We start from the raw sequence: 15,885 nt of genomic DNA on the forward strand, positions 1-15,885 counted from the left end.
CCCTATTGTGCGCCGCGACCCGACGCGCTGCCCGGGCCGGGTTATGCGCAATCAGCCAGCCTGCCCCATGGTGGAGGGTGAAAAATGCGCATCCAGCTCGTAGAGATCGGCGGGATAGGTCAGGCGCACAAAGGTGATGGGCAGCTGCCCGGTCCAGGTGCGGCGGTCGATCACCAGGCAGGGAAAGCCGGGCTTGATCTCCAGCAGGCCGGCGGTTTCCTCGCTGGCTGCCTCGGCGCGTATGCGGTGTTCGGCCGAGCTCCAGGGCACATGGTTGACCATCCAGGAGCTGGGGCTGTGTTCGGTGAACGGCTCGTGCTCGGCATCCGGCACGGATTCAAGATTGATCAGGCGGTCTTCGATGCAGAACGGCCGGGATCCCGCCATGTGCAGGCACAGCACATGGACGATGGAGGCCGGGCGGACCATGCGCATGGCCTCCATGTCCTCGCGCGTGCTGCGCCGCTGCGTGCGGCCGAGCAGCCTGCTCGAATACTCCTGCCCCATGCCCAGCACCACTTGGCGTAGATCTGGAATCTCCAGCACGGCAGAGCTGGTTTGTGGGCGCGTCACAAAGCTTCCGGCCTTGCGCTTGCGCACCAGCAGACCGGCTTCCGCCAGCTTGTTCAGCACCTTGCTCACCGTCATGCGCGAGCATTGGTAATGGACGGTCAGCTCCATCTCCGACGGGATGCGATAGCCGGGCGGCCAGCGGCCACTGAGAATGTTCTGTTCAATCTCGGTGAGAATTTTCCCGTGCAGCGACATGGAAGAGTGTTTGTCCATGGAGTGGATTACACCAGCAAATCCGGCCGGGTGCCGCTGTGCCTTTCTAAGCGTTCAATACGGAGCGCGCGATGATGGTGCGCTGAATCTCGGAAGAGCCTTCGTAGATGCGCAGGATGCGGGCGTCGCGCACATAGCGCTCCAGCGGCATCTCACGGGTATAGCCGTAGCCGCCATGGATCTGCAGCGCCTCGTCGGTCACGAAGCTCACCATCTCCGAGGCGAACAGCTTGGCCATGGCCGACTGCTGGGTGAAGGGCTGCCCCTGCTGGCGCAGTGCCAGGGCCTGCATGGTCAGGCCCCAGGCAGCTTCCAGGCGCAGCTTCATGTCGGCAAGCTTGAACTGTATGCCCTGCTTGCTGGCGATCGGTTCGCCGCCCACCATGCGCTGGTTGGCCCAGCCGGCCGCCGCCTTGAGCGCGGCCTCGGCGATGCCCAGAGAGGTCGCCGCCACGTCCAGGCGGCTGTTGTCCAGCACTTTCATGGCGGTCTTGAAGCCGGTGCCCTCGGCGCCGAGGCGATTGGCCGCCGGGACGCGTACGCCGTCCAGCGAAACTTCAAAAGCATGGCCGCCGCGGATGCCCATGAGCTTTTCGGGCGACGATATCTGTATGCCGGGCAGTTCGCGCGGCACGATGAAGGCACTGACTCCGCGTGCCGCAGCCTCCGCATCGGTCTTGGCAAAGACGACCATGAAGCGGGCCTCCGCCGCATTCGAGATGAAGTGCTTGACGCCCGTGATCAGATAGTCGTCGCCGTCGCGCACGGCCCGGGTGCGCATGTCTGCAGGGTGAGAGCCGCCACGCGGCTCGGTCAGCGCGAAGGCCGCCAGCCATTCCCCGCTGGCGCAGCGCGGCAGCCATTGCTCGCGCTGCGCCTCGTCGCCGCCGATGAGAACGGCGTCCGTTCCCAGGTAGTGAGCACCGATCATGGACGAGGTCGCTGCACAGGCACGCGAGATGGCGACCAGCGACATCAGCATGGCGGTGGGGGTGACGCCCGGCCCGCCGAAGCGCTCCGGCAGATTCATGCCCATAACGCCCAGCGCGGAAAGGCCGGGCACATGGCGCGTGGCGGAAAAGGCTTCCTCGTCCATGGCCTGGGCCAAGGGCGCCAGGGTTTCCTCGGCAAAGCGTGCAACGGCATCGGCAACGGCCTGATCTTCTTCGGTCGCGCCCAGACGGATCAATGACATGGCGGTCTCTCCTTGTTTTCTTGCTATCAAAATCAACCCAGGGCGCCTGCTTCGCGCAAGGCGGCAATGGCGTCCGTGCTGCGGCCCAGCCAGCTTTGCAGCAGCAGCTCCGTGTGCTCGCCCAGGGCCGGTGCGCGTTGCGCACGATTGGGCAGTGCGCCGCTGAAGTGCACGGGCTGTGTCGGCAGCTGCAGGCCCGGAAGGCGTTCGTCCTCGACCTCGCAGAGCAGGCCACGCGAGCGGATCTGCTCGGAATTCAGGGCTTGCTCGATATTCCAGATGGGGGCTGCGGGAACGCCTGCGCTCTCCAGCCGCGCGACCACATCGGCGACATCGTGCTGCGTGCTCCAGCCCTCCAGCGCGGCGCGCAAGGCGGGCTCGTTGGCCGAGCGGGCTTCGTCGCTGGCAAAGCGCGGATCGCCGGCCAGCTCGGGCAGGTCCATGGCGGCTGCGGTGGCGTCAAACAGCTTCTTGTTGAGCACGGCCAGGGCGTAATGGCCGTCACGTGCCCTGTAGACGCCGAACGGCGCCGAGAGCGGATGCCGGTTGCCCACACGCCGCGCAGGCTGGCCGGTGAACAGATAGCGCGACATCGATGTCGCCAGAAAGCTCAGCGTGGTGTCGAACATGGCGACATCGACATGCTGGCCGACTCCGGTTCTCTGCGCCTGCAGCAGGGCTGCCAGTGTCGCCCAGGAGGCAAACAGGCCGGCAACCACATCGCTGACCGCTTCGCCGACCAGGGTGGGCGCGCCTTGAGGCTCGCCGGTGGCCTCCATCAGGCCGCTCATGGCCTGAACAATGATGTCGTAGGCCGGCCGATGGGCCAGCGGGCCGGTCTGGCCGAAGCCCGAGACGCTGACATACACCAGTCTGGGATTGAGGGCGCGCAGCGTTTCGGGGCCGATGCCCAGGCGCTCGGCCACGCCAGGCCTGAAGTTCTCGACCACCACGTCGACCTGCCGGGCCAGCTCATGCACCACGGCGACCGCGTCCGCATGCTTGAGGTCCAGCACCAGGCTTTGCTTGTTGCGATTCATGACCGTGAACAAGGCACTTTGCCCGTTCTTCATGGGACCGATGGCGCGGTAGTCGTCGCCCTGGGGCGGCTCCACCTTCACGACTTCCGCGCCCAGATCGGCCAGCAAGGCCGTGGACATGGGGCCTGCCAGAACCCGGGTGAAGTCCAGGATGCGGATGCCATCCAGTGGACGGGAAGCAGTTTTTTCGGTGGATTCAGGCATGGGATTCCCGCTGTTGATCTGAAGCGATGTCTGCATGCTGCCTAAAACATGAATCAATGGAAAATATTCATTTTCCATTCACTGGATTTAAAAAATTGATTCAGATAAATCTGCGACAGCTCGAGTACTTCGTGGCTGCGGCACGCCACGGCAGCACGGCCAGGGCGGCGCTGGCCATCAATGTTTCACAGCCCTCCATCTCCAAGGCGATTGCCGATCTCGAAGCCCAATGGGGCGAGCAGTTGTTCGTGCGCAAACATGCCGTCGGACTGGACCTGACCGCAGCAGGACAGGCCAGAAGCCGGGAGGCCCTGAGCCTGCTGGAGGCTGCGCAACGGCTTCAGGAGCCACGCAAGCAGGCGGTTTCCGGCACGCTGAGGCTGGGCTTTCTGAGCACGCTGGGCGCGCTGTGGATTCCGCAGTTGCTCACCCAGATGCAAAAGCGCCACCCGTCCATCGACATCGAGCTGATCGAAGGGGACATCGCCTCCCTGACGCGGCAAGTGGAGCGCGGGGAGATCCATGCCGCACTGCAATATGACCTGGGCCTGGCCCGCCCTCTGCTGACCATGCACCCGGTTGCCGCATTGCCGCCCTATGCCTTGTTGCCTGCCAGGCATGCCCTGTCTGCGGCGCCCAGCGTGAGCCTGGCGGAGCTGGCCCAGTCGCCGTTGCTGCTGATCAACCTGCCGCAGAGCCGCGAATACTTTCTCTCGCTGTTTCGGGAAGCGGGCGTGGTCCCCACGGTGAACTATGAACTGGCGTCGATAGAGCTTGTCCGCTCCATGGTCGCCAACGGGCATGGCGTCAGCGTTCTGACCACGCGGCCGGTGTTCGACCGAACCCACGACGGCAAGCGGCTGGTCTGCAAAAGAATCAAGGGCCGCGTCGCCAAGCAGGCCGTGGTGCTGTCGGCGCCCAGGAGCAATGCCTCGGCGCTGATTGCACCATTTCTGACCGTGGCAAAAAGCGTGATTGCACCCGACTAGCGCAACGCGGGTGCTGTTTTGGTGCGCTCCCCAGGAGCCGGCGGAGGCGGTCCGTGGGCGAGCGAGTTGGCACATAGCTTGCTCTTGTGGATTGTTGAATCATGTCTATACAGCTGAGAAATCCGCCATCTATGGCGCTCGGGTAAGCCTGTATATACATGTTTGTTCAGCAGCCGCAAACTTCGCTGCCTGCACTGTGGTGCAACGCTTGAAGTCCGCATCAACAACCGAACTGCTCTGGCATCGACCGAGGAGAGTCTCATGAAATCGACACGTCGCGTTCCAATCTGGCAACTGGCATTAGCCGCAACCGTTCTAGTGTCTGCTGCACAACATGCAGCGGCTCAGGAGACCAAGATCGTCCTGGGCATGTCGGGATGGACAGGCTTCGCGCCGCTGACGCTGGCGGACAAGGCCGGGATCTTCAAGAAGAACGGTCTCAATGTCGAAATCAAGATGATTCCCCAGAAGGACCGGCATCTGGCGCTGGCCTCGGGTGCCGTTCAATGTGCCGCCACCACCGTGGAGACGCATGTCGCCTGGAACACCAATGGCGTGCCCATCGTGCAGATCTTCCAGATGGACAAGTCCTATGGTGCAGATGGCATTGCCGTGCGCAACGACGTCAAGAACTTTGCCGATCTGAAAGGCAAGACCGTCGCCGTCAGCGCGCCGGGCACGGCTCCCTACTTCGGTCTGGCCTGGATGCTGAACAAGAACGGCATGACCATGAAGGACATCAAGACCGTGTCGCTGGAGCCCCAGCCTGCGGCCCAGGCCTTTGTCTCCGGGCAGAACGATGCGGCCATGACCTATGAGCCCTATCTCTCCACGGTGCGCGCCAACCCCAGCGCCGGCAAGATTCTGGCCACCACCATCGACTACCCGATGGTGATGGATACCGTGGGCTGCGACCCCAAGTGGCTCAAGGCCAACACGGCAGCCGCCAAGGCGCTGACCCAGTCCTATTTCGATGCCATCGCCATGATCAACTCCGACAAGGAAAAGAGCTACGAAATCATGGGCGCAGCCGTCAAGCAAAGCGGCGAGCAGTTCGGCAAGTCGGCAGCCTTTCTGAAATGGTCGGACAAGGAGGCCAACCAGAAGTTCTTTGCCAGCGATCTGCTGCCTTTCATGAAGGAGTCTGCCGCCATCCTCAAGGAAGCCGGCGTGATTCGCAGCATTCCTGAGAACTACGGCGTCATGTACGACGCCAGCTTCATCAAGTAAGCGCAAAGAGGTTGCACATGGAAGCGGTATCACCTTCTATCAAGTCTGCATCACCCGCATCGGTTCAGGTGGCATCGCCTTCCGTGAGGCCGGCTCGCCGGCGCTATATGGCCCCTCTGGAGCCTGTCAGCCCCAAGGCCAAATGGCTGCTGGGCACGGGCTTCTTCCTGCTGTTCCTGCTGATCTGGTCGGCCGTCACCTTTGGCGGACTGGTCTCGCCGACCTTTCTCGCCAGCCCGCTGACGATGCTGCGCGAAGGCATTCTGCTGTTCACGGAGTTCGACTTTCACCATGACATCGGCATGACCGTATGGCGCGTCATGGGCGGCTTCATCCTGGCCAGCATCGTGGCCGTGCCGCTGGGCATTGCCATGGGGGCCTGGAAGCCCGTGGAGGCGTTCTTCGAGCCTTTTGTCTCGTTCTGCCGCTACCTGCCCGCCTCGGCCTTTATTCCGCTGCTGATCCTCTGGGCCGGCGTGGGCGAGGCCCAGAAGCTGCTGGTCATCTTCATCGGCTCGGTGTTCCAGATCACCCTCATGGTGGCCGTGACCGTGGGCGGTGCGCGCAAGGATCTGGTGGAGGCCGCCTACACCCTGGGCGCCAGCAATACCGGCATCGTCAAGCGGGTGCTGATTCCCGGTGCTGCTCCAGGCATCGCGGAAACCCTGCGACTGGTTCTGGGCTGGGCCTGGACCTATGTGATCGTTGCCGAGCTGATCGGCTCGTCCTCGGGCATCGGCCACATGATCACCGACAGTCAGGCGCTGCTCAATACCGGACAGATCATCTTCGGCATCATCATCATCGGGCTCATCGGTCTGGTGTCGGATTTCATCTTCAAAACCCTCAACCGTCGCATGTTCGAATGGAGTTCCCTGTGATGAACCAGCTGTCCATTCAAGGCGTTTCGCGCACCTTCACCAGCCACAAAGGCGTCAGCACCCAGGCGCTGCTGCCGGTGGATTTCGAGGTCCGGGAGAACGATTTCGTGACCATTCTCGGGCCCTCCGGCTGCGGCAAATCGACGATGCTGCGCATTGTTGCGGGTCTGGATTTCCCGACGACGGGGCAGGTGCTGCTGGACGGGAAGCTGGTGCAGGAGCCCGGCGCCGACCGCGGCATGGTGTTTCAGAGCTATACCCTGTTCCCCTGGCTGACCGTGGCGCAGAACATTCGCTTCGGGCTGCGCGAGAAAGGCGTGAGCGAAGCCGTCCAGAAAGAGCGCAGCGACTACTTCATTGCCAAGGTGGGCCTGCGCGGGTTCGAGAATCACTATCCCAAGCAGCTGTCGGGCGGCATGCAGCAACGCACGGCGATCGCGCGCGCGCTGGCCAACGACCCCAAGATCCTGCTCATGGACGAGCCCTTCGGTGCGCTGGACAACCAGACACGGGTGCTGATGCAGGAATTGCTGCTGGGCATCTGGGAGGCCGAGCGCAAGACGGTGATGTTCGTGACCCACGATATCGATGAGGCCATCTTCATGGCCAATCGCGTGGCCGTGTTCAGTGCGCGTCCGGGCCGCATCAAGGCAGACATCCCGGTCCATCTGCCGCACCCTCGGCATTACACCGTCAAGACCTCGCCCGAGTTCATGGAGCTCAAGGCCCGGTTGACGGAAGAGATTCGCGCCGAGTCACTGGCTGCGGCTGTTCACTGAGGCCTGCATCATGAATGTCCGAGATCCTGCCCAGCGCAAAACGGCTCCTGCAGCCCAGATGCCGCTCGCGTTGTATCAGCAGGTCAAGGACCATGTGCTGCGCAAGATCGGCGACGGCTCGCTGGCGGCCGGTGCGCGCGTGCCTTCCGAGCAGGAGCTGGTCAACGAGTTCGGCGTGGCGCGCATGACGGTGAACCGCGCCCTGCGCGAGCTGGCCGAGCAGGGCGTGATCGTGCGTGTGGCGGGGGTCGGCTCCTTCGTGGCCGAAGAAAAGCCGCAATCGACCCTGCTGCGCATTGCCAATATCGGTGAAGAGATCACCCAGCGCGGCCACGATCATCGCTTCGAGCTGCTCGATATGCGCCGCGAGTCCGCCTCGCCCGAAGTCGCTGCGGCGCTGGATCTCGCGGTCGGCGCCTCGGTCTTTCACCTGCACGGCGTGCACTTCGAAAACGAGCTGCCGGTCCAGATCGAAGACCGCTATGTGAACCCGCGCCTGGTCCCTGACTTCATGGACCAGGATTTCTCTGCCGTGCAGCCCTCGGTCTATCTGGTGCGCAATGTGCAGTACGACCAGATCGAACATGTGGTCGATGCGATCTTGCCGACGGCCGAACAGGCCCGGCTGCTGCAGATGGCTATCGACCAGCCTTGCCTGATGCTCACGCGCCGTACCTGGCTGCGCGGCGTCCCGATCACCTGGGTGCATTGCGTGCATCCAGGCATGCGCTACCGACTCGGTAGCCGTTTCCGAACCGATTCAGTGCACGGCGGCTGATCCCGGCCAGGCCCTTGAATCCCTCAGTACGTTTTTGTTTCTCTTGACTGTATAGACAGGTATAGCCATGAACACTACCACCACCCAAGAGCTCTCGAACTCCGAACTGGAACTGCATCCCGGCGAGCTCACGCTGGCTCAGCTGCGCCGCATTCAGGACGGCGGCGTGCAGCTCAGCATGGCGCAGGCTGCCTATGGCGCCATGCGCAAGGCCGAGGCACATGTGCAGCACATCGTCGATGAAGACCAGGTGGTCTACGGCATCAACACCGGTTTCGGCAAACTGGCTTCGACCAAGATCGCGCATGAGCGTCTGGCCGAGCTGCAGCGCAATCTGGTGCTTTCGCACAGCGTGGGCACGGGTGACCCGCTGCCGGACCATGTGGTGCGCCTGGTGCTTGCCACCAAGGCCGTGAGTCTGGCCCGCGGGCATTCGGGAGCCCGCACGGCGCTGGTGGACGCGCTGCTGGCTCTGGCCAATGCCGATGTCCTGCCCGTGATTCCCTCCAAGGGTTCGGTGGGCGCTTCGGGCGATCTGGCGCCGCTGTCGCACCTGGCCTGCGTGCTGATCGGCGAGGGGCAGGCCAAGGTGGACGGCAAGATCGTCTGCGGCCGTGAAGCCATGAAACATATCGGCCTGGAGCCCTTTGTGCTGGGCCCCAAGGAAGGGCTGGCATTGCTCAATGGAACCCAGGTCTCCACCTCGCTGGCGCTGGCGGGTCTGTTCCAGGCCGAAAGCGTGCTGGCCGCAGGCCTGGTGGCCGGTTGCCTGACGCTGGAAGCCATACAGGGCTCCATCAAGCCCTTCGATGCGCGCATTCATGAGGCCAGAGGCCAGCAGGGGCAGATTGCCGTGGCCGCCGCCGTGCGTGGCCTGCTGGACGGCAGTGCCATCGACCCCTCGCATCCCAATTGCGGACGCGTGCAGGATCCCTATTCCATCCGCTGCGTGCCGCAGGTCATGGGCGCCTGCCTGGACAACCTCAGCCATGCTGCACGCGTGCTGGTCATAGAGGCCAATGCCGCCTCGGACAATCCGCTGGTGTTCGACAACGGCGACGTGATTTCGGGCGGCAACTTCCATGCCGAACCCGTGGCCTTTGCGGCCGACATCCTGGCGCTGGCGATCGCTGAAATCGGCGCCATCTCCGAACGTCGCATGGCCTTGCTGCTGGACACCGGACTGTCGCGCCTGCCGGCCTTCCTGATCGAGGACAGCGGCGTCAACTCGGGCTTCATGATTGCGCAGGTCACGGCGGCCGCCCTGGCGGCCGAAAACCAGTGCCTGGCGCACCCGAGCAGCGTGACCAGCCTGCCTACGTCGGCCAACCAGGAAGACCATGTCTCCATGGCCACCTATGGTGCGCGTCGCCTGGCCGACATGGCCAGGAACACGGCGGTGATCGTGGGCGTCGAGGCCATGGCCGCAGTCCAGGGCATGGACTTTGACCGCCGACTCAAGAGCTCGCCGCTGATCGAGGAGCAGTACGCGCTGATCCGCAGTCAGGTGCCCTATCTGGACAAGGACCGCTACCTGGCGCCCGATATCGAAATCATGCGACTGTGGGCGCTGGAAACCGCCTGGCCCGAGGTGTTGCAGAACATTCTGCCAAGCACGGAGCGCTAAAACTGCTGCCTACAACCCACATCGCAAAAATCGCCGGTGCCGCAGGCCAGGGGTGCCAAGCAAGAGCCTCAGCCGGCCGCGCCACCTCGCAGCGAGGGCGCCGTCCCCTTGGGGGGAAGCGGCGCAGCCGCTCAGGGGGATCAAAAATTTCCTGCGAACTGGTAGCGCGATGCCGGGTGCCACAAGGCCGAAACCGAGGCCACCTGGCCCTGGGAGCGGGTTCTGCGGCGCAGCACCAGACAGGGTTCGGTGACCTCCATGCGCAAAAGCTCTGCCACCTCTGGCGTGGGCATGCTCGCTTCGATGGAGAAACTCACGCCCTGCAGCGGAGCCACGCGCACCAGATAGGCATTCGGCGTCTGGCTTGCAAAGTCCTGGCTCAGATAGTCGGGAGCCACGGCCGGGTTCACATAGCGGTCTTCGACCTGGATGGGGACATCGTTTTCGAAGTGCACGACCACGGAGTGAAACAGATGGGGGGCGGCGTTCAGCTCGAACTGGCGCAGCAGGGCGGTGTCGACCTTGCAGCGCTCGAGACGCTGCAGCTCGCCCCGATGGCGGTGGCCGCGAGCCGCAATTTCGTCGGCGATATTGCGCAGCTCGACCAGGGTGGCCTGGTACTTCTGCTGGGCCACGAAAGTGCCCGAGCCCTGGACACGCGTCAGTGTCTTTTCGTCGCTGAGCTCGCGCAAGGCACGGTTGACGGTCATGCGCGCCACATTGAACTGTTTGACCAGCGCAGCCTCGCTGGGAATGGCCTGGCCTTCCTGCCATACGCCACTGTGGATCTGCTGCAGCACATGGTCTTTGATGCGCTGGAACGCAGGTACGGCGGCGGTGGTATCGGTTCGCGACATAGGGTTTGTTTGGATTAGAAAAGCTGTCTAGATGATTGACGTTGGCAGGAGTAAATCACAAAATTCGTATAGACAACTTTATGGAAATTACTGAAAGTTGTTCGGACATATAAGAGACATCCAGAGGGATTGACGGAGCAATTTCATGAGTATTGATACAGCAACGCTGGGTTCCTCTGGCGCCATCGAGAGCAGAACCATCGACATGGTTCCGGAGAGCGAGCGCCATGGCACGCCCTCCAGCCAGTTCACCCTCTGGTTCGGTGCCAACATGCAGATCACGGCGGTGGTGGACGGCGCCCTGGCCGTGGTGTTCGGTGCCGAAGCCATGACCGCCATCCTCGGTCTTTTGATCGGCAACATTCTCGGCGGCATCGTCATGGCGCTGCACTCGGCCCAGGGGCCGCGCCTGGGGCTGCCCCAGATGATCTCCAGCCGCGTGCAGTTCGGCGTCAAGGGCGCAGCCCTGCCGCTGGTGCTGGTGATCCTGATGTATGTGGGCTTCGCCGCCACGGGCACCGTGCTCTCGGGTCAGGCCATCAATCTGATGTTCGGCTTCCACAGCCCTGCGGTCGGCATCATCATCTTCGGCGCGCTCACGGCCCTGGTCGCCGTGGTGGGCTACCGGCTCATCCATGTGGTGGGACGCATTTCCACCGTGGTCGGCATTCTGGGCTTTGGCTATCTGGCCTGGCAGCTGTGCCAACAGTTCGATGTGGTCTCGGCGTTCGGCCAGAAGCCTTTCACCTGGGCCAGCTTTCTGACCGCCATGGCACTGTCGGCAGGCTGGCAGATGACGTTTGCCCCCTATGTGGCCGATTATTCGCGCTATCTGCCCACCAGGACCTCGACCGCCGCCACCTTCTGGACCACGTTCAGCGGCAGCGTCATCAGCTCGCAACTGGCCATGACCTTCGGCGTGCTGGTCGCCGCCCTGGGCGCCAACTTCATCAAGAACCAGGTCGGCTTCATGGGCCAGCTGGCTGGCCCGCTGGCGGTGGTGATCTACCTGGTCATCGTCACCGGCAAGCTCACCGTGAACTGCCTCAATGCCTATGGCGGCTTCATGACCGTGCTGACAACGGTCAGCGCCTTCAACCGGAAAACGCAGTTCACCGCGACATCGCGCCTGCTCTACATCCTGGGCTTTGTGCTGGTGACGGTGCTGGTGGCCCTGATGGCCAGCTCCAACTTCCTGGCCACGTTCAAAAATTTCGTGCTGCTGCTGCTCACCGTCTTCGTTCCCTGGAGCGCCGTCAATCTGGTGGACTACTACCTGGTCTCCAAGGAAAAAGTGGACATCCCGGCGCTCTATGACAGCCAGGGCCGCTATGGCGCCTACAACTGGACGGCCCTGTCCTGCTATGTGATGGGCGTTGTGGTGCAGATTCCCTTCATCAACCAGGCCATGTATGTGGGTCCGCTGGCCAAGGCCATGAACGGTGCCGACATCTCCTGGATCGTGAGCCTGATCGTCACCTCGCTCGTCTACTACCCGCTGGCCAGGAGAAGCATGAATGTGCCCGGCCAGATGATTTACCCCAGCCCGGCTCCTGCCGCGACCACAGGCGCAGACAGGAACTTTGCTGGTGCCACTTACGCCGTGCAAGCCGGCTGAATCCTCCCACCCATTCTTGAAGGATACGACCATGAACGCCAACGACGCCATCATCAGCGCGGCCAAGCAAGATCCCCGCTACGACGCCAGCCGAGAAATCCGCGCTCCCCGCGGCAGCGAGCTGCACTGCAAGAACTGGCTCGCCGAAGCGGCCTATCGCATGATCCAGAACAACCTGGACCCGGATGTGGCCGAGAACCCCAAGGCGCTCGTCGTCTACGGCGGCATCGGCCGCGCGGCTCGCAACTGGGAGTGCTATGACGAGATCCTGGCCCAGCTCAAGAAGCTCGAGGCCGACGAATCGCTGCTGATCCAGTCGGGCAAGCCGGTGGGCGTGTTCAAGACCCACCCCGATGCGCCGCGCGTGCTGCTGGCCAACTCCAATCTGGTGCCCAAGTGGGCCAACTGGGAGAAGTTCAACGAGCTCGATCAGAAGGGCCTGTTCATGTACGGCCAGATGACGGCCGGCAGCTGGATCTACATCGGTGCCCAGGGCATCGTGCAGGGCACCTTCGAGACCTTTGTCGAGGCCGGTCGCCAGCACTACAACAACGACCTGACCGGCAAGTGGATCCTCACCGCCGGCCTGGGCGGCATGGGGGGTGCCCAGCCGCTGGCCGGCGTGCTGGCCGGCGCTTGCGTGCTGGCCATCGAATGCAAGCAGTCCAGCATCGACTTCCGCCTGCGCACCCGCTATGTGGACAAGCAGGCCAAGGATATCGACGACGCTCTGGCCCTGATCAAGCATCACACCGAAAAGGGCGAGGCCGTCTCCATCGCGCTGCTGGGCAATGCGGCCGAAGTCCTGCCCGAGCTGGTCAGGCGCGCCAAGGCCGGCGGCATCCGTCCCGACATCGTGACCGACCAGACCTCTGCCCACGACCTGATCAACGGCTATCTGCCCGTGGGCTGGACCGTGGAGCAATGGAACGCCGCTGCGGCCGACCCCGGCCAGCACCCCACGCTCAGGAAGGCCGCCGCCCAGGGTTGCGCCCAGCATGTGCAGGCCATGCTGGACTTCCAGGCCATGGGCATTCCCACGGTGGACTATGGCAACAACATCCGCCAGGTGGCCCTGGACGAAGGCGTGAAGAACGCCTTCGACTTCCCCGGCTTTGTGCCTGCCTACATCCGTCCGCTGTTCTGCGAAGGCAAGGGCCCGTTCCGCTGGGTGGCGCTGTCCGGCGATCCCGAGGACATCTACAAGACCGACGCCAAGATCAAGGAGCTGTTCCCCGAGAACAAGCACACCCACCGCTGGCTGGACATGGCCAAGGAACGCATCGCCTTCCAGGGCCTGCCATCGCGCATCTGCTGGCTGGGTCTGGGCGAGCGCCACAAGGCGGCCCTGGCCTTCAATGAAATGGTCAAGAACGGCGAACTCAAGGCGCCCATCGTGATCGGCCGCGACCACCTGGACTGCGGCTCGGTGGCCAGCCCCAACCGCGAGACCGAAGCCATGAAGGACGGCACCGATGCCGTCTCCGACTGGCCGCTGCTCAACGCCCTGCTCAACACGGCGGGCGGCGCCACCTGGGTCAGCCTGCACCACGGCGGCGGCGTGGGCATGGGTTACTCGCAACATGCCGGCGTTGTGATCGTGGCCGATGGTACGGACGAGGCTGCGGCCCGCCTGAATCGCGTGCTCTGGAACGATCCCGCCACCGGCGTGATGCGCCATGCCGATGCAGGCTACGAGATTGCCGTGCAAGCGTCCAAGCGCCATGGCTTGAATCTGCCGATGGTGAAGTAACTGTCACCCCCTGAGGCGCTTACGCCTAGGCGGCCCCACGCCTTCCCCCTCTCTCGCTGCGCGGGAGGGGGACGACAGCCTCGCTGCGGGGCGGCCCTTCCTCGCTGTCTCTCGTCTGGGCCGTGCCAGTTTTAAGCTGCGTTTTGTGGTAGTTTTTTGTGCTTTTGATCGATGCAACGCTTTGACCTGAACCAGATTGCGCCCAGCCCGTGGAAGAACGGGGGCGGCAGCACGCGCGAGATTGCCTGCTGGCCGCAGGGCGCGGGCATGGACAGCTTTGGCTGGCGCGTGAGCGTGGCCACGATTGCCCAGGCCGGCCCGTTTTCGGCATTCCCGGGCATAGACCGCCAGATCATGCTGCTCGATGGCGACGGGGTGCGGCTGCACAGCGTCCAGGGCCAGGTCGAGCACGCATTGACCGATCGCTGGCAGCCCTTCGCCTTTTCGGGCGATACGGCTCTCGATTGCGATCTGCAGGGCGGGCCGTCCAGCGATTTCAATGTCATGACCCGGCGTGGACAATGGTCGGCACGGCTGGAGCTGCTCGCCGGCCAGGCCGAGGTGGGGCTGAGCGCTGCAGGACTTTGCATGGTGCTGCAGGGCAGCTGGAAAGCTGCCGACGGCCGGGTGCTGGAGACCGGTCAGGGCCTGTGGTGGAGCAGTACCGGGGCCGAGTCGCTGGTGGCGCAAGGCGAGGATGCCAGACTGATCCTGGTCAGCCTGACAGCGCACACCTGAAACAGGAGCAGCTTGCGCCTATGTACCGGACACTTCAATGAAGATTGATCTGAAAAGTTAAAAGGGGCAGGCGCTGGTAGCTATGAAATCAGGAGTTTCATGGCCTGGATTGTCGTCATCGAACACGAGGAGCATCGCCATGGCGCAAGCTAATCCCCATCCCGCAGTCTCCGCCGACGGCTGCTGGCACAACCTGCGTCTGGCGCCGGAGCTGTATGTCTCCGAGGTGGCGGATATTCCCGAAGGCACGCTGGCCTGCATCGTGGTGCAGCAAGGCCGCATGGTCTGGGTGGGACCGCAGCATGCCATGCCTGCCGAATACCAGGCGCTGCCCAGGCACGACGGCGCAGGGCGCCTGGCCACGCCGGGCCTGATCGACTGCCACACCCATCTGGTCTATGGCAGCGAGCGCGCCAACGAGTTCGCGATGCGCCTGGCCGGTGCCAGCTACGAAGAAGTGGCCCGGGCCGGCGGCGGCATCGTCTCTAGCGTCAGGGCCACGCGCGAAGCGTCGGAGGACGAGCTGGTGGCGCTGGCGCTGCCGCGTCTTGAACAGTTGCTGGCCGAGGGCGTGACGGCCATAGAGATCAAGTCGGGCTACGGCCTGGCCCTGGAACACGAGCGCAAGCAGCTGCGTGCCGCACGGCGCCTGGGCGAGCTGTGTGCCGTGACCGTGCGCACCACCTTTTTAGGGGCCCATGCGCTGCCGCCAGAGTATGCTGGCCGCAGCCAGGAATACACGGATCTGGTCTGTCAGGTCATGCTGCCGGCGCTGGCCGCCGAAGGCCTGATCGATGCCGTGGACGTGTTCTGCGAACGCATCGCCTTCTCGCTGGCCGAGACCGAGCAGGTCTTCGAAGCGGCCAAGGCCTTGGGCCTGCCCGTCAAGCTGCATGCCGAGCAGCTGTCGAATATGGAGGGTGCCGCCCTCGCGGCCCGCTATGGCGCCCTGTCATGCGACCATATCGAGCACCTGTCCGAGCACGGCATCACCGAGATGAAGAAGGCCGGTACCGTGGCCGTGCTGCTGCCCGGGGCCTTCTACACGCTGCGCGACACCAAAGTGCCGCCCATTGAAGGTTTAAGAGCTGCCAAGGTCCCGATGGCCGTTTCTACCGATCACAATCCGGGTACCTCCCCGTGCTTGAGCTTGCTGCTCATGGCCAATATGGCTTGCACGCTGTTCCGTCTGACGGTTCCCGAGGCTCTGGCCGGCATCACCCGGCACGCTGCGCATGCTCTGGGCCTGCAGGACGAGCAAGGCCTGATTGCCGTGGGCCGTCCCGCCAATTTCGTGCTCTGGCCCGTGCAGCGGGCTGCAGAGCTGGCCTACTGGTTTGGCAGCAAGCCTGACTGTACGGTGGTGCGCCAGGGCCGGATTGCGCAGCAAGCCAAAGCCTGAAGCGGGGA

The 15,885-nt window shown here is 63.7% G+C and carries 14 protein-coding genes; 10 read left to right on the forward strand and 4 right to left on the reverse strand.

What is annotated here, in order from left to right; all coding sequences use genetic code 11:
• Nucleotides 1-51 precede the first annotated feature (51 nt).
• Genes hutC (O987_RS00745) through O987_RS00755 form a run of 3 tightly spaced genes read right to left on the reverse strand, consistent with a single transcriptional unit; the run spans nucleotide 52 to nucleotide 3,303 of the window.
• The gene (gene hutC / locus O987_RS00745) at nucleotides 52-786 is read right to left on the reverse strand and encodes a histidine utilization repressor (RefSeq protein ID WP_003059711.1); all 735 of its coding nucleotides are present in this window, start codon (nucleotides 784-786) and stop codon (nucleotides 52-54) included.
• 46 nt (nucleotides 787-832) lie between these two features.
• Entirely contained in the window at nucleotides 833-1,981 is a 1,149-nt protein-coding gene (locus O987_RS00750) for an acyl-CoA dehydrogenase family protein (RefSeq protein ID WP_043370471.1), read from the reverse strand.
• Nucleotides 1,982-2,013: 32 nt separating this feature from the next.
• Nucleotides 2,014-3,303, reverse strand: a complete 1,290-nt coding sequence (locus O987_RS00755) for a CaiB/BaiF CoA transferase family protein (RefSeq protein WP_200879585.1) — start codon at nucleotides 3,301-3,303, stop codon at nucleotides 2,014-2,016.
• On the opposite strand from O987_RS00755, the gene O987_RS00760 reads away from it, so the two are divergent.
• The 6 genes from O987_RS00760 to hutH all read left to right on the forward strand — a co-directional run bounded on the left by O987_RS00760 (nucleotide 3,282) and on the right by hutH (nucleotide 9,509).
• On the forward strand, nucleotides 3,282-4,214 hold the full coding sequence (locus O987_RS00760) for a LysR substrate-binding domain-containing protein (RefSeq protein WP_080731421.1): 933 nt from the start codon (nucleotides 3,282-3,284) through the stop codon (nucleotides 4,212-4,214). The two genes, O987_RS00755 and O987_RS00760, sit on opposite strands and share 22 nt — an antisense overlap.
• Nucleotides 4,215-4,475: 261 nt before the next feature.
• Nucleotides 4,476-5,444, forward strand: coding sequence for an ABC transporter substrate-binding protein (locus O987_RS00765; protein ID WP_034363122.1), 969 nt, complete (start codon nucleotides 4,476-4,478; stop codon nucleotides 5,442-5,444).
• Between the two features lie 17 nt (nucleotides 5,445-5,461).
• On the forward strand, nucleotides 5,462-6,325 hold the full coding sequence (locus tag O987_RS00770; RefSeq protein WP_043370475.1) for an ABC transporter permease: 864 nt from the start codon (nucleotides 5,462-5,464) through the stop codon (nucleotides 6,323-6,325).
• Entirely contained in the window at nucleotides 6,325-7,104 is a 780-nt protein-coding gene (locus O987_RS00775) for an ABC transporter ATP-binding protein (RefSeq protein ID WP_003059701.1), read from the forward strand. The genes O987_RS00770 and O987_RS00775 overlap by 1 nt, the downstream gene beginning before the upstream one ends.
• A 10-nt stretch (nucleotides 7,105-7,114) precedes the next feature.
• Nucleotides 7,115-7,882 (forward strand): histidine utilization repressor, encoded by a 768-nt coding sequence (gene hutC, locus O987_RS00780; RefSeq protein WP_003059699.1) that lies wholly within the window; start codon nucleotides 7,115-7,117, stop codon nucleotides 7,880-7,882.
• A 67-nt stretch (nucleotides 7,883-7,949) separates the two neighbouring features.
• Nucleotides 7,950-9,509: a histidine ammonia-lyase gene (gene hutH / locus O987_RS00785; protein ID WP_043370477.1), complete on the forward strand. Its 1,560-nt coding sequence runs from the start codon at nucleotides 7,950-7,952 to the stop codon at nucleotides 9,507-9,509.
• A 140-nt stretch (nucleotides 9,510-9,649) separates the two neighbouring features.
• Here hutH and hutC (O987_RS00790) read toward each other — a convergent pair whose 3' ends face one another.
• Complete coding sequence (hutC, locus tag O987_RS00790; protein WP_003059695.1) at nucleotides 9,650-10,366, reverse strand: histidine utilization repressor; 717 nt, start codon at nucleotides 10,364-10,366, stop codon at nucleotides 9,650-9,652.
• A 145-nt stretch (nucleotides 10,367-10,511) separates the two neighbouring features.
• Between hutC (O987_RS00790) and O987_RS00795 the strand changes: the two genes are divergently transcribed.
• From O987_RS00795 to hutI, 4 genes are all read left to right on the forward strand, one after another.
• Entirely contained in the window at nucleotides 10,512-11,984 is a 1,473-nt protein-coding gene (locus tag O987_RS00795; RefSeq protein ID WP_043370479.1) for a purine-cytosine permease family protein, read from the forward strand.
• A 31-nt stretch (nucleotides 11,985-12,015) separates the two neighbouring features.
• Nucleotides 12,016-13,737, forward strand: coding sequence for a urocanate hydratase (gene hutU / locus O987_RS00800; protein ID WP_003059691.1), 1,722 nt, complete (start codon nucleotides 12,016-12,018; stop codon nucleotides 13,735-13,737).
• A 171-nt stretch (nucleotides 13,738-13,908) separates the two neighbouring features.
• Nucleotides 13,909-14,475 (forward strand): HutD family protein, encoded by a 567-nt coding sequence (locus O987_RS00805; protein ID WP_003059689.1) that lies wholly within the window; start codon nucleotides 13,909-13,911, stop codon nucleotides 14,473-14,475.
• A 139-nt stretch (nucleotides 14,476-14,614) separates the two neighbouring features.
• Entirely contained in the window at nucleotides 14,615-15,877 is a 1,263-nt protein-coding gene (gene hutI, locus O987_RS00810) for an imidazolonepropionase (RefSeq protein ID WP_043370481.1), read from the forward strand.
• The last annotated feature ends 8 nt before the right edge of the window (nucleotides 15,878-15,885 follow it).

Source organism: Comamonas testosteroni TK102 (genome assembly GCF_000739375.1).
In the GTDB taxonomy this organism is placed as follows: Bacteria; Pseudomonadota; Gammaproteobacteria; order Burkholderiales; family Burkholderiaceae_C; genus Comamonas; species Comamonas brasiliensis.

Excerpts from the sequence above, each read along its gene's own strand:
- O987_RS00765 (WP_034363122.1), top strand. The coding sequence starts at position 4,476 with ATGAAATCGACACGTCGCGTTCCAATCTGGCAACTGGCATTAGCCGCA.
- hutC (WP_003059695.1), bottom strand. The coding sequence starts at position 10,366 with ATGTCGCGAACCGATACCACCGCCGCCGTACCTGCGTTCCAGCGCATC.
- hutC (WP_003059699.1), top strand. The coding sequence starts at position 7,115 with ATGAATGTCCGAGATCCTGCCCAGCGCAAAACGGCTCCTGCAGCCCAG.
- hutC (WP_003059711.1), bottom strand. The coding sequence starts at position 786 with ATGGACAAACACTCTTCCATGTCGCTGCACGGGAAAATTCTCACCGAG.
- O987_RS00805 (WP_003059689.1), top strand. The coding sequence starts at position 13,909 with ATGCAACGCTTTGACCTGAACCAGATTGCGCCCAGCCCGTGGAAGAAC.
- O987_RS00795 (WP_043370479.1), top strand. The coding sequence starts at position 10,512 with ATGAGTATTGATACAGCAACGCTGGGTTCCTCTGGCGCCATCGAGAGC.
- O987_RS00770 (WP_043370475.1), top strand. The coding sequence starts at position 5,462 with ATGGAAGCGGTATCACCTTCTATCAAGTCTGCATCACCCGCATCGGTT.
- hutH (WP_043370477.1), top strand. The coding sequence starts at position 7,950 with ATGAACACTACCACCACCCAAGAGCTCTCGAACTCCGAACTGGAACTG.
- O987_RS00760 (WP_080731421.1), top strand. The coding sequence starts at position 3,282 with ATGGAAAATATTCATTTTCCATTCACTGGATTTAAAAAATTGATTCAG.
- O987_RS00755 (WP_200879585.1), bottom strand. The coding sequence starts at position 3,303 with ATGGAAAATGAATATTTTCCATTGATTCATGTTTTAGGCAGCATGCAG.
- hutI (WP_043370481.1), top strand. The coding sequence starts at position 14,615 with ATGGCGCAAGCTAATCCCCATCCCGCAGTCTCCGCCGACGGCTGCTGG.
- O987_RS00750 (WP_043370471.1), bottom strand. The coding sequence starts at position 1,981 with ATGTCATTGATCCGTCTGGGCGCGACCGAAGAAGATCAGGCCGTTGCC.
- hutU (WP_003059691.1), top strand. The coding sequence starts at position 12,016 with ATGAACGCCAACGACGCCATCATCAGCGCGGCCAAGCAAGATCCCCGC.
- O987_RS00775 (WP_003059701.1), top strand. The coding sequence starts at position 6,325 with ATGAACCAGCTGTCCATTCAAGGCGTTTCGCGCACCTTCACCAGCCAC.